Genomic DNA, 11,729 nt, shown 5'->3' with positions numbered 1-11,729 from the left:
TCGGTAGAGCCTGCGACCGGCGTAGAACCAGTCGTGCTCACCGGTATGGGCGCGCAGCACGGCGGCTTCCAGCTCCTCCAGGTACTGCTGGCGGCGCTGGCGGGCGAGCGCCAGCGCCGCCTCGCCCGCTGCGCTCATGGCGCCTCCCCGGCGTCTGCTTTCTTGTCCAGTGAATCGCTGGCCTGTGAATCGTCGTCTGACGACACACTGGCCACGGATTCGCTGAGTTCGGCATCGAAGCAGCGCTGGTAGAACTCGGCGACCAGGGGCCGTTCGTGCTCGTCGCACTTGTTGAGAAACGATAGCCGGAAGGCCAGCGCCGGGTCGCGGAAGATCTCGCAGTTCTCGGCCCAGGTGATGACGGTACGCGGCGACATCAGCGTCGACAGGTCGCCGTTGGCGAAGCCCTTACGGGTCAGTTCGGCCACCGCCACCATGGCGTCGATGTGGCGTCGGCCACGTTCGTTGTCCTTGCTCGGCACCCGGGCGAGCACGATCTTCACTTCCTCGTCGCGGGGCAGGTAGTCGAGCTTGGCGACGATGTTCCAGCGGTCCACCTGGGCGTGGTTGAGCAGTTGGGTGCCCTGGTAGAGGCCGTCCTGGTTGCCCAGCCCCACGGTATTGGCGGTGGCGAACAGACGAAACATCGGATGCGGGCTGATGACCCGGTTCTGGTCGACCAGGGTGAACTGGCCGTCGCGCTCCAGAATGCGCTGGATTACGAACATCACGTCGGGACGCCCGGCGTCGTACTCGTCGAAGATCAGCGCCACCGGGCGCTGCAGCGACCAGGGCACGATGCCTTCCTGAAACTCGGTGACCTGGACCCCGTCGCGAATGACGATGGCGTCCTTGCCGACCAGGTCGAGGCGGCTGATATGGCCGTCCAGGTTGACCCTGACGCATGGCCAGTTGAGGCGGGCGGCCACCTGCTCTATATGGGTCGACTTGCCGGTGCCATGCAGGCCCTGAACCATCACCCGGCGGTTGCGGGTGAAACCGGCCAGGATCGCCAGGGTCACGTCGGGGTTGAAGCGATAGGCGTCATCGATGGCCGGCACATGGTCGTCGCGCGTCTCGAACACCGGGACCTGAAGGTCGGAGTCGATGCCGAAGATTTCCCGGGCGCTGTGCCAACGCTGGGCGGGGAGGGCGTCGTCGAGCAGGGGTGAGGCGTCGGCCATGGTCGTCAATCCTGAAACGCGGTGGAAAGGTGTGTCGTCACTATAGACCTGTTTTAAAAAATAACGCAAATTGTATCGAAAAATGAGATTTGATTGATCTTGTGTCGCTGCGACGATTGGCCTTTGGCGGTGATAACAGCGGTGATAACGGCGGTGGCAGCGGTCGCGACAGCGGCGCTGAATGGACATGGGCAGACGAGCGAGGAGGCGAGCATGAGCGATGTAGTGGTGGTGGGCGGCGGGGTCATCGGCCTGATGAGTGCCTGGCAGTTGGCCGAGGCGGGGCTTTCGGTGACCCAGGTGGAGCGTGGGCGCTGTGCCCGGGAGGCCTCCTGGGCCGGTGGCGGTATCGTCTCGCCACTCTACCCCTGGCGCTACAGCGCCCCGGTGTCGGCGTTGTCGGCACTATCGGAAGAGGTCTATCCGGGGCTCTGCGATGAACTCAGAGAGACCACCGGCGTCGACCCTCAGTTCAGCCGACACGGGCTTCTGTACCTGGCGGTGGAAGATGCCGACGCGGCGCGTCGCTGGGCCAGGTGTCAGGCCAAGCCGCTCGAGGACATCGACGCCGACGCCATCCGCCGAATGGAGCCGGCGTTGGCCGACACCCATTGGGTCCGCCAGGGCGAGGGCGGACTGTGGATGCCGACCCTGGGTAGTCTGCGCAATCCGCGCCTGGGCCGTGCCCTGCGTGCGCGGCTCGAGCGGCATCCGGGGGTCGAGCTGCGCGAGGGCTGTGAGGTGACCGGCTTCAAGGTCGTGGCCGGGCAGATCCAGGGCGTCGACACCGCCACCGGCGTGCTCACCGCGTCCAGGGTGCTGGTATGCGGCGGCGCCTGGAGCGGTGCCCTGCTCAAGCACCTCGGGGTCGGCATGGCGGTGGCACCGGTCAAGGGCCAGATGATGGTGCTGCGGCCGGCTCCCGGCACGCCGCGGCCGCTGTCGCGGGTGGTGCTGGCCGATGGGCGCTACCTGATTCCACGGCGTGATGGCCGCATCCTGGTGGGGTCCACCCTTGAGCATCAAGGCTTCGACAAGCGCACCACCAGCGAGGCCCGGGTGTCGCTGTATCGCAGTGCCGTGCGCCTGCTGCCGGCGCTCGCCCGGGCGTCGATCGAGCACCACTGGGCGGGCCTGCGTCCCGGCTCCCCCGGGGGGATACCCTTTATCGGTGAGGTGCCAGGATGTCGTGGCCTCCACGTCAATGCCGGGCACTTTCGCAACGGCCTGGTGCTGGCGCCGGCGGCGGCGCGGTTGGGCGTCGAGCTGATGCTGGGGCGCACCCCTTGCGTGGATCCGGCCCCCTATCGCATCCAGCGCGAAGAGCCGGCGGGCCCTGTCTCTACCCCTGGCTCGACGTCCATGTCGGGGCTGGCCCAATCGACGGCGGGCAACTGGTGCTAAGTGGCAGACGACCGGCCCCTATAGGCTCAAGGTGAGTCGAGGCGCGCTGCGCCTCGCCACCACTTTGCTGACACAGCGTGGGCGACACCCCGCCCGCGCTGCCAATAACAAGGAGTCTCACCATGAGCCAGCCCGACGCCCAGTTTCTCGCCGACTTCGCCGACGCCCTCAACCGTCACGATATCGATGCGGTGATGTCGATGATGACCGACGACTGCGAATTTCATGCAGTCGCAGGTCCAGACCTGCTCGGCAAGACCTTTCGTGGTCAGCAGGAGGTTCGCGCCGGGCTGCGTGCCGCCTGGGAAAACGCGCCGGACGCCCAATGGCTCGACGGCGTGCATCAGGTCGTGGGAGATCGCGGCTACAGCGAAAGCACCTATAGCGGCACCACCGCCGATGGCATGCGCTCCGAGGCGCGGATGATCGACGCCTTCACCTTCCGTGACGGCAAGATCGCGGTGAAGAACGCCTACCGCAAGCAGCGCCCCGCCACGCCGGTCAACAACGGCTGAGCGACCTCGGATACCTGACTCGGGAGCTTCGACATGCTGGATCTACAGACCCCGCTGGCCGCTTCGTCGGACGATGCCGCCCGGGCCACTCCGGCCCAGGCCCCCTATGATCCCGCCTATGACCCGTTGACCGCCAGGCAGGTCGGTACCGGCTGTGACTATGCGCCGACCTACTGGATCGCCACCGCCGGCGAGCCCCCGGCCGACGATGGCCCGATCGTGGCGGACACCGACGCCGACGTGGTGATCATCGGCTCCGGGTTCACTGGCCTGACGGCGGCGATCTTTCTGGCCGAGCGCTACGGCATCAAGGCCACGGTGCTCGAGGCCAACCGCGTCAGCTGGGGATGCAGCACCCGCAATGGCGGCCAGGCCCAATGCGCCTCGGGGCGACTCAAGCGGTCTCAGTGGATCCAGCGCTATGGCCTCGATACCGCGCTCAAGTTGCACCGCGAGTGTGTCGAGGGCATGCAGACCTTCAAGTCGCTGATCGCCGATATCGACTGCGACCCGCAGCCCGGCGGGCACCTGTATATCGCCCACAAGGATAGGGTGATGCCGAGCCTGGAGAAGGAGGCGCGGCTTCTGCGCGAGACCTTCGACTACGACGCTCGCATCATCGACGGCGACACCGTCAAGCGTGAGTGGGTGGGCGACAGCGAGGCGGCCGGCGCCATGCACGAGCCCGAGGGCATCGGTATCCACGCCGCCAAGCTGGCCTTCGGCTACCATCGCAAGGCGCGCGCCCTGGGGGTGAAGATCCACCCTGCGAGCCCGGTGCTTGGCTGGGAGACCCATGGCGACGTGCACCATCTGCGCACGCCAGGCGGCGTGGTCAAGGCGCGGGCGGTGGGCATGGCCACCGGCGGCTACGTCACCGGTCAGCTGAGCCCCCACCTCAAGAACCGGCTGCTGCCGATTCTGTCGAACTCCATGGTCACTCGGCCGCTGACCGAGGCCGAGATTGAGGCAACCGGTTTCCGCACCCGACAGGTGCTGACCGACACCCGAATCCTGCGCCACTACTATCGGCTGCTGCCGGACAACCGCGTGCAGATCGGCAGTCGCAGCGCCATCAGCGGCCGCGATGCCCCCAGGGAGCGCTACGCGGCGGTACTCAGGGGCGATCTGGAGCGCAAGTTCCCGGCGCTCGCCGGCATCGAGATCGACTACTCCTGGTGGGGCTGGGTGGACGTCAGCCACGACATGATGCCGCGCATCCATCAGCCGGACCCGAAGGAGAGCGTCTACTACGCCTTGGGCTATGGCGGCAACGGAGTGATGTACTCGGCCCAGGCCGGCAAGCGCCTGGCCCAGTGGATCGCAGGGGAGGGCAGGTCGCTGGATCTGCCGATCTTCACCTCGAAGCTGCCCTTTCCCAACCTGCGCGAACGTATCGAGTCGGAGGCCTTCGCCCCCTTTCGCCGATTCGGCCAGCGCTTCCTCTATCGCTACTACTACTTCAAGGACGAGGTGCTCTGAACCTGATCGGTCCCGTTCTGGATAGGGGTAACCCTCACGACGATGCCGCGACCTTGGGGTCGCGGCTTTTCAATGTCTATGGTGCTGCGGCGGGTGCTGCCGCTACTTCACTTCCTCCGGTGGCAGCATCTTGTCGAGGCGGTCGAGAAAGGCCTGCTGAACCGCTGTCACGCCGTCTTCCCGCCAGGCCACCTCGGTGACCAGGCACTCCTTTACCCCCTCCAGCGGCAGTAGGGTGACGCCCTTGCGCACATAGTTGGTGGCGCACTCCAGGTGCACGGTGACGCCGAAGTCGCAGGCGACAAAGGCAAACATGGTCTCGCTGTTGAAGGTCTCCTGGGCAACATGGGGTTCGAAGCCCGCCTGCCGACAGATCTGCTCGAGCATCTGGCGAAAGTGCAGCCACATGCTGCGGGCGCCAAGAATGAACGGCTCCCGGGCCAACTCCTCCAGCCGGATGCTCTTGCGCCCGGCCAACGGGTGGTTGTCACCGACCGCGGCGATAAAGCGATCTCGCTGGATGGGGCGGGAACGCAGCCCCGGGGTCAGCACCGGGCCGGTAACGAAGCCGAAGTCCAGGCGTCCCTCGGTCAACTCGTCGAGTTGCTGGGCGGTGGAGCCGAAGCTCAGGTCGAAGTGGATGTCCGGATTCTGGCGGCGAAAGTCGTCCAATAGTGCCGGCAACTCACCGGTGATGGCGAAGTCGGTGTAGCCGATGGCCAGCCGGCCCAGTTCTCCACGGCCCGCTCGCTGGGTCTTGAGCACTGCATCATCGACCTGGCGCAGTATCTGGCGGCTCTCCTCGAGCATGATGCGTCCCGGATCGGTGAGGCGGACCTGACGATTGTTGCGCACGAACAGCGCTTCACCGATGGCGTCCTCGAGCTGAGCGATGGTGCGGCTCAGCGCCGGCTGGGCGACGTTGAGACGCTCGGCGGCGCGGCGAAAGTGCAGGCTGTCGGCCACGGCGACAAAGGCGTAAAGGTGGCGAAGCTCGATGCGCATTGATGCCTCACAGGTATCAAGTGAACGTTAAATGATATTATACGCGCAACGATGGCGTGCCTAGGCTGGAAGTGTTCGCTTCACTTCCAACAACGACAACGTCGAGGTGACTCCATCATGCAAGACTCCTTTCACGGGGTGATCGCCTTCGCGCTGCTTGCCCTCATGCTGTGGGTCGGCAGCCAGCTGAGAAGCCGGCTGAGCTGGCTTCGGGCCTCGCTGGTTCCGGCCAGCATCGTCGGCGGCCTGATCGGTTTCCTGGCGCTTTCGCTGGATCTGCTGCCGGGCTACTCACCCGCCGACTTCACCGCTCTGACCTTTCATTTCTTCACCCTGAGCTTCATGTCGCTGTGCCTTACCGGGGGTGGTCGCCAGGACGCGCCCGGTGGTGGCGGCAGTATTGTGCGCGGCGGGCTCTGGCTGACGCTTGCCTGGAGCATCAGCCTGGGCATGCAAGGTGCCATCGGCTTTCTGGTGGTGACCGGCTACGACGCCGTGACCGGCAGCGACGTCAGCGGATTTCTGGGAGCCATCGTGACCCACGGCTTTACCCAGGGGCCGGGCCAGGCGCTGACCTACGGCACCATCTGGGAGACCGAGTACGGCATCGCCAATGCCGCCCAGGTGGGACTGATCTATGCCTCACTGGGATTCTTGATGGCGTTTGCCCTGGGCGTGCCGCTTGCCCGGCGCTACCTGACCAAGGGGTTGAACGCCAATCGTGCCTCGCGCCTGGATGACAACTTTCGCCTGGGCTTCTTTACCCGGGCGGGCGACGACGAGGGCAACCAGCAGGCTCCCGGGATGGGGCGCATGGTGTCGCACCCGGGCAATCTGGATTCGCTGGCCTACCATCTGGGCCTGCTTGCCATCGCCTACGTGATCACCCACCTGTGGCTGACCTTCGTGCAGGGCATCATCGGCAATGCCTCGCCGTTCGGCATCAACGTCGGGGTGCTGTTCAGCCACAACCTGTTCTTTCTGCACGGGCTGGGTGTCTGCGTGCTGATGCGCATGGTGATCGATCGGCTCGGGCTTTCCCACCGTGTCGATGACGAGACGCTCAAGCGGATCACCGGCAGCGCGGTGGACTTCATGGTGGTGGGAACCCTCATGAGCATCCAGTTCGCGGTGCTCTACGCGCTGCTGGCGCCTATCCTGCTGGTGACCGTGACCGTGACGGTGACGATCGCCACCCTGGTGGGCTGTCTGTTGATCGGGCGGTTGAGCGGCAATCTGGGACCAGAGCGTACCGTGACCTCGTTTGGCTGCTGCTGTGGCTCCACCGGTACCGGGCTCTTGCTGTTGCGCATGATGGACGCCGACTTTTCCACCTCGGTGCCCAAGGAGCTGGCCTTCTTCAATCTGGCCATCGTGGTGGTCAACCTGCACATCCTGATGATCTTCGCTCCTATCGTGCCGTCGCTGACGCCGGCGATCTATCTGCTGGTGTTCGGCGGCACCGCCATCGCCCTGATCGCCTGCATCCCGCTGATGCTGATGTGGGGGCGGCACGGCAGAGCCTCATCGCCCTCGTCGGGCTGGGCCGAGGGTGTTCCCACCCAAGGCCATGCCGCCGCCCAGTCAGACTCAGCCTCCGCCTCCTCGCCCACCATCAGCAAGGGAGCTGCCTCCTGATGAGCATCACCGTCTATCCCGCTCGACGCATCCTGACCATGAATCCGTCCCAGCCCGAGGCGACCCATGTCGCGGTGCAGGGAGATCGCATCCTGGCGGTGGGGGATGCGCAAGCGATGCCGCCCGACGCCCGCATCGATGATCGCTTTGCCGACAAGGTGATCCTGCCGGGTTTCGTCGAAGGCCATAGCCACGCCCTGGAAGGCGCCATGTGGGACTACCTCTATCTCGGGTATTTCAGTCGGGTCGATGCCGAGGGCAAGGAGTGGCCGGGGCTGAAGAGCGTCGCCGAGATGCAGGCACGGCTGCGCCAGCATGCAGATAGCCTGCCGCCGGGCGAGCCGCTGGTCGCCTGGGGCTTTGATCCGGTCTACTTTCCCGGCCAGCGCCTGAATCGCCACCAGCTCGACGAGGCGGTGGGAGATCGACCGCTGGTGGTGCTGCACGCAAGCCTGCACGTGATGACCGTCAATTCGGCCATGCTGGCACTGTCCGGCATCAGCGAGGGGCCGCGGGTCGAGGGCATCATGCTCGACGAGGACGGCCAGCCCAATGGCGAGCTCCAGGAAATGGCCGCCATGTTCGTGGTGTTCGATGCCCTTGGCAGGAATCTGTTCGAGGCGGTGGCGTCACCCGAGGTGCTCAGGCGCTACGGTGCCATCGCGGCGGCCAAGGGCGTCACCACCATCACCGATCTGTACAACCCCTTGAGCGATGACGCCATCGCCTCGATGGTCGAGGTGACCCGGGAGGCCGATTTTCCGGTGCGCCTGGTGCCGGCCATGGGGGTGCTGGCGTGGTCGGCCGAGGAGGGCATCGCGCGGCTCCAGGCGGCGATGGGCCACAGCCATGAGCGGCTGGTGTTTGGCCCGGCCAAGCTGATGACCGACGGCTCGATCCAGGGCTATACCGCGCGGTTGAAGTGGCCCCACTACCATGACGGTCATCCCAACGGGCTGTGGAACGCCGAGCCAGAGGGACTGGTGGCGCTGGTACACGCCTACCACCAGGCGGGGCTTCAACTGCACATTCACACCAACGGTGACGAGGCCGTGGAGTTGATGCTGGACGCCCTGGAGGAGGCGCTGACCCTGTGGCCGCGTTTCGATCACCGCCATACCCTGCAGCACTGCCAGATCATCGACCATGCCCAGCTACGTCGCGCTGCCCGTCTTGGACTGTGCCTGAACATGTTCGCCAATCATCTCTACTACTGGGGTGATGTGCACCTGGAACGCACCCTGGGACCGACGCGCTGCCAGCGCCTGGAGCCGCTGGCCTCGGCCCGCCGACTGGGCATCGTCACCGCCATCCACAGCGATGCGCCGGTGACCCCGCTGGGGCCGCTGTTCACCGCCTGGTGTGCGGTCAACCGGCAGAGCGCCAGTGGCCAGACGCTGGGTCACCATGAGGCGGTGAGCGTGGAAGATGCACTGGAAATGATCACCCTGGGCGCTGCCATCACGCTGGGCATGGACGACCGTGTGGGTAGCCTGGACGTCGGCAAGTTTGCCGATATGGCGGTACTGGACGACGACCCATTGCAAGTTTCAGCACAGGATCTGCGACACATCCGGGTACACGCCACGGTGTCGGGAGGACAGGTGCATGAGGTGTGATGATCGGGTGCCGGTGACGGTGATCGCAGGTTTCCTGGGGGCGGGCAAGACCAGTTATCTCAACCGTCGGCTGGCGTCGGGGGATATCGAGGATGCTCTGATTCTGGTCAACGACGTCGGCGAGGTGAACGTCGATGTAGCGGCGATCGACTACCGCGATGATCGAGTGCTGTCGCTGTCCAACGGCTGCGTCTGCTGCACCCTGGGGGGCACCCTGGCCGAGCAGCTGTCCCAGGCGCTGCGACTCAAGGCCAGGCCAACGGAAATTCTGATCGAGGCCAGCGGCGTGGCCAATCCTCAACGGATCGCCGATATCGCCAGGCTGGCGCCGGGGCTTGAGCTTGCCGATATCGTGGTACTGGTGGATGCGAGCCAGGCTGGCCGTCTGGCGCTGGACGCCCAGGTGGGGGAGCTATGGCGCGCCCAGGTGCACGCCGCCCATCGTCTGCTGGTCAATCGTCTGCCCCAAGAGGACAGCGCGCGCGACCAGCTGCTCGGGTGGCTGGGCCAGCTCGCCCCTGGTGCGGCGGTGGCGACAGAGCCGGTACAAGTCGCTCCCGCGTCGTCCAGGACGACGTCCTCTGGCCCGGCCTTTTGGCAGGGAAATGGCGCCAAGGCATCGGCGGAGCCGTTCGCCGTGCGTGCCCGACACTCGGGGCTGACCGATGCCACCCTGCACCTTCGCCACTCCCTGGTGGCCGAGGAGCTGCAAGTGCTGCTCGAGCGCTACCGCGACTGCCTGTTTCGCGCCAAGGGTTTTGTCCGCTGTCGGCTGGCGGACGGGGAAGAATGGCGAAGTCTGCAGTTGAGCGGGCAGCGCCTCGCCTGGCAGAGCCACGGGCCGCCCGCCACCGGCGCCGTGCTGGTGTGCATCGGGCGTCGGGGAGAACGCTTTACCCGGTTGATGGAGGAGCTTGCGCAGCTCGACAGCGAGACTGATACGGCGCCGATGGCACCGATCGGGCGCTAGTCCAGCGCCTCCCGGATTCAGTTGGTGCGACGTGCCTGGGGCAGCAGGGCCGCCAGGCGTTCGATGCCACGCTCGATGCGGGTCTCGTCGATGGCCGAGAAGCCGAGCCTAAGGGTGGGGCGAGGCGCCGGGGTCAGGAAGTGCACCTCGCCGTTCTCGATCAGGATGCTGTGCTCCTCGGCAAGCCGTTTCAGCAGTGACACATCGGTGTCGGCGGGGGCCTCCAGCCAGAAGCAGGAGCCGCCGAAGGTGGAGCGGATACGCAGCTCGGGCAGGTGGGACTCGAGGGCGTCACGCATCAACAGCCAGCGGCGCTGGTAGGTCTGGCGTATCTGGCGCAGCAGGGCGTCGTGGTAGCCGCGGTCGAGAAACAGCGCCACGCTGCGCTGGTTGTTGGTGGCGGGGTGGCGCAGCATCAGCCGGCGCAGGGCGCGCGCCTCGGCGATAAAGGCGGGGGGCGCCACCATGTAGCCGAGCCGAAGGCCCGGCGCCAGGGTCTTGGACAGGCTGCCCACGTAGATCACCCGGCCATCGCTATCGAGGCTCTTGAGTGCCGGCGTCGGGTTGTCGACGAAGTTGGTCTCGCTCTCGTAGTCGTCCTCGATGACCAGATAGTTGTTGGCGCTGGCGCTGTCGAGCAAGTCGCGGCGGCGCTGCATCGGCAGGGTCACGCCGGTGGGCGACTGGTGGCTCGGGGTGACGTAGGCCAGGTGGCAATCGGCCAGGCGCTGATCGATCACCAGGCCCTGGTCGTCCACGTCCACCGCGACGATATCGTCGGTGAAGGTGCGGGCGATATTGACCATGTCGACGTAGCCAGGGTTCTCCATGGCGAAGCGTCGACCCGTCCCCAGGATCAGCATGGCGGTGATCCATAGCGCCTGCTGGGCGCCCACGGTGATCAGGATCTCCTCCGGCCGGGCCCAGACGCCACGGCGGGGCAGCAGCCGCTGGTGGATCTGTTCGATCAGCAGCGGGTCGTCTTCGCTCAGGTGGTCTGCCGACCAGCGGCGGATGGCCGGCACGCTGACCGAGTCGCGGCTGCACTCCCGCCAGTGCTGGGTGGGAAACAGGTTGGGATCGATCTGGCCGTAGAGGAAGGGGTAGTCGTAGTCGAGCCAGTTGGCCGGCTTGACGATGGTCGGCTGGCGCGAGGGTCGCATCGTCAACAGCTCGTCCCAGGGCGTCGCTGTACCGGAGTGGGAGGTGGCGCTGGCGGCTGGGAGGGCGATGTCGGCCGGGGGCGTGACGCGTCCGGCGAGGATATCCGGATTGACGAAGTAGCCGCTGCGCTCCCGGGCGACCAGGTAGCCGTCGTCCAGGAGTTGCTCGTAGGCGATCATCACCGTGTTGCGGGCCACGCCCAGCTCTTTGGCGAGCTTGCGGCTCGAAGGCAGCGCCTCACCGGTGGGCAGGTGCCCCTCGAGGATGGCGTGGGCGATCTGCTCGCGAAGCTGGCACTGAAGGCTTTCCTGACGCTTTGCGTCGAGTCGAAACAGGGGGGCGCTCATACCGACGACGGGTTCCCGGATGGTGGTTGTTGGACGAGTTCCGGCGTGGCCCAGGCCTGGCGGCCACGCCCGCCTACGATCTTACAGCGTCGACGTCTTGTCGAGGGCTCGCGGGTGCCTGGCCCAATCGATGTGGGGCCACTGGTCCTATGGCGTCGATGCTCGACGGGGGAGAGTGAGTCACATGGCGGGTCGGACCTGACGGCGCTCGCCAGCCAATGACGATCAAGATGTGACACCCGCAACAAGATTCCGCTTTAAGCGGCACAACAATGATGGGAGTTCCGCATGCACACCAAGTCCCCTTTCCTCCGTACCACGCCCCCGCGCAACATGACTCCTGCGGCCATCGGCGCTGCCGCCTCGCCCCGGCGCTTCGGCCCACGCCCGCTGGTGGCGGC

9 protein-coding genes are annotated in these 11,729 nt (G+C 66.1%); 6 read left to right on the top strand and 3 right to left on the bottom strand.

The annotated features are described in order from the left end of the window. Positions 1-134: 134 nt before the first annotated feature. The gene (locus NH448_RS22400) at positions 135-1,184 is read right to left on the bottom strand and encodes a MoxR family ATPase (RefSeq protein ID WP_045991939.1); all 1,050 of its coding nucleotides are present in this window, start codon (positions 1,182-1,184) and stop codon (positions 135-137) included. Between the two features lie 213 nt (positions 1,185-1,397). Here NH448_RS22400 and thiO point away from each other — a divergent pair, with 213 nt between their 5' ends. The 3 genes from thiO to NH448_RS22385 all read left to right on the top strand — a co-directional run bounded on the left by thiO (position 1,398) and on the right by NH448_RS22385 (position 4,585). Then, positions 1,398-2,588: a glycine oxidase ThiO gene (gene thiO, locus NH448_RS22395; protein WP_045991940.1), complete on the top strand. Its 1,191-nt coding sequence runs from the start codon at positions 1,398-1,400 to the stop codon at positions 2,586-2,588. A 122-nt stretch (positions 2,589-2,710) separates the two neighbouring features. Continuing rightward, positions 2,711-3,103 carry a nuclear transport factor 2 family protein gene (locus NH448_RS22390; protein ID WP_045991941.1) on the top strand — a complete coding sequence of 131 codons (393 nt, stop codon included), beginning with the start codon at positions 2,711-2,713 and terminating at the stop codon, positions 3,101-3,103. A 33-nt stretch (positions 3,104-3,136) separates the two neighbouring features. After that, entirely contained in the window at positions 3,137-4,585 is a 1,449-nt protein-coding gene (locus NH448_RS22385) for an FAD-binding oxidoreductase (RefSeq protein WP_253029490.1), read from the top strand. A gap of 102 nt (positions 4,586-4,687) precedes the next feature. Here NH448_RS22385 and NH448_RS22380 read toward each other — a convergent pair whose 3' ends face one another. Further along, positions 4,688-5,590, bottom strand: coding sequence for a LysR family transcriptional regulator (locus tag NH448_RS22380; RefSeq protein ID WP_045991943.1), 903 nt, complete (start codon positions 5,588-5,590; stop codon positions 4,688-4,690). A 117-nt stretch (positions 5,591-5,707) separates the two neighbouring features. Between NH448_RS22380 and NH448_RS22375 the strand changes: the two genes are divergently transcribed. From NH448_RS22375 to NH448_RS22365, 3 genes are read left to right on the top strand one after another with little or no spacing between them, the layout of a single operon-like run. Continuing rightward, positions 5,708-7,228 (top strand): sodium/glutamate symporter, encoded by a 1,521-nt coding sequence (locus tag NH448_RS22375; RefSeq protein WP_222569192.1) that lies wholly within the window; start codon positions 5,708-5,710, stop codon positions 7,226-7,228. Next, positions 7,228-8,847 (top strand): amidohydrolase, encoded by a 1,620-nt coding sequence (locus NH448_RS22370; RefSeq protein ID WP_045991944.1) that lies wholly within the window; start codon positions 7,228-7,230, stop codon positions 8,845-8,847. The genes NH448_RS22375 and NH448_RS22370 overlap by 1 nt, the downstream gene beginning before the upstream one ends. Continuing rightward, on the top strand, positions 8,837-9,817 hold the full coding sequence (locus NH448_RS22365; protein ID WP_052704285.1) for a GTP-binding protein: 981 nt from the start codon (positions 8,837-8,839) through the stop codon (positions 9,815-9,817). The genes NH448_RS22370 and NH448_RS22365 overlap by 11 nt, the downstream gene beginning before the upstream one ends. A gap of 17 nt (positions 9,818-9,834) precedes the next feature. On the opposite strand, the gene NH448_RS22360 is transcribed toward NH448_RS22365, so the two are convergent. Next, the gene (locus NH448_RS22360; protein WP_045991945.1) at positions 9,835-11,328 is read right to left on the bottom strand and encodes a PLP-dependent aminotransferase family protein; all 1,494 of its coding nucleotides are present in this window, start codon (positions 11,326-11,328) and stop codon (positions 9,835-9,837) included. Positions 11,329-11,729: the final 401 nt, after the last annotated feature.

The sequence above is a fragment of the Halomonas sp. OfavH-34-E genome (assembly GCF_024124525.1).
Classification (GTDB): Bacteria; Pseudomonadota; Gammaproteobacteria; order Pseudomonadales; family Halomonadaceae; genus Halomonas; species Halomonas litopenaei.
Note: the sequence above shows the minus strand (reverse complement) of the source record. Positions and strands in the feature narration are given on the sequence as shown.

Bases quoted from the DNA above. Each gene is read 5' to 3' on its own strand.
- NH448_RS22400 (WP_045991939.1), bottom strand. From the start codon at position 1,184: ATGGCCGACGCCTCACCCCTGCTCGACGACGCCCTCCCCGCCCAGCGT.
- thiO (WP_045991940.1), top strand. From the start codon at position 1,398: ATGAGCGATGTAGTGGTGGTGGGCGGCGGGGTCATCGGCCTGATGAGT.
- NH448_RS22390 (WP_045991941.1), top strand. From the start codon at position 2,711: ATGAGCCAGCCCGACGCCCAGTTTCTCGCCGACTTCGCCGACGCCCTC.
- NH448_RS22385 (WP_253029490.1), top strand. From the start codon at position 3,137: ATGCTGGATCTACAGACCCCGCTGGCCGCTTCGTCGGACGATGCCGCC.
- NH448_RS22380 (WP_045991943.1), bottom strand. From the start codon at position 5,590: ATGCGCATCGAGCTTCGCCACCTTTACGCCTTTGTCGCCGTGGCCGAC.
- NH448_RS22375 (WP_222569192.1), top strand. From the start codon at position 5,708: ATGCAAGACTCCTTTCACGGGGTGATCGCCTTCGCGCTGCTTGCCCTC.
- NH448_RS22370 (WP_045991944.1), top strand. From the start codon at position 7,228: ATGAGCATCACCGTCTATCCCGCTCGACGCATCCTGACCATGAATCCG.
- NH448_RS22365 (WP_052704285.1), top strand. From the start codon at position 8,837: ATGAGGTGTGATGATCGGGTGCCGGTGACGGTGATCGCAGGTTTCCTG.
- NH448_RS22360 (WP_045991945.1), bottom strand. From the start codon at position 11,328: ATGAGCGCCCCCCTGTTTCGACTCGACGCAAAGCGTCAGGAAAGCCTT.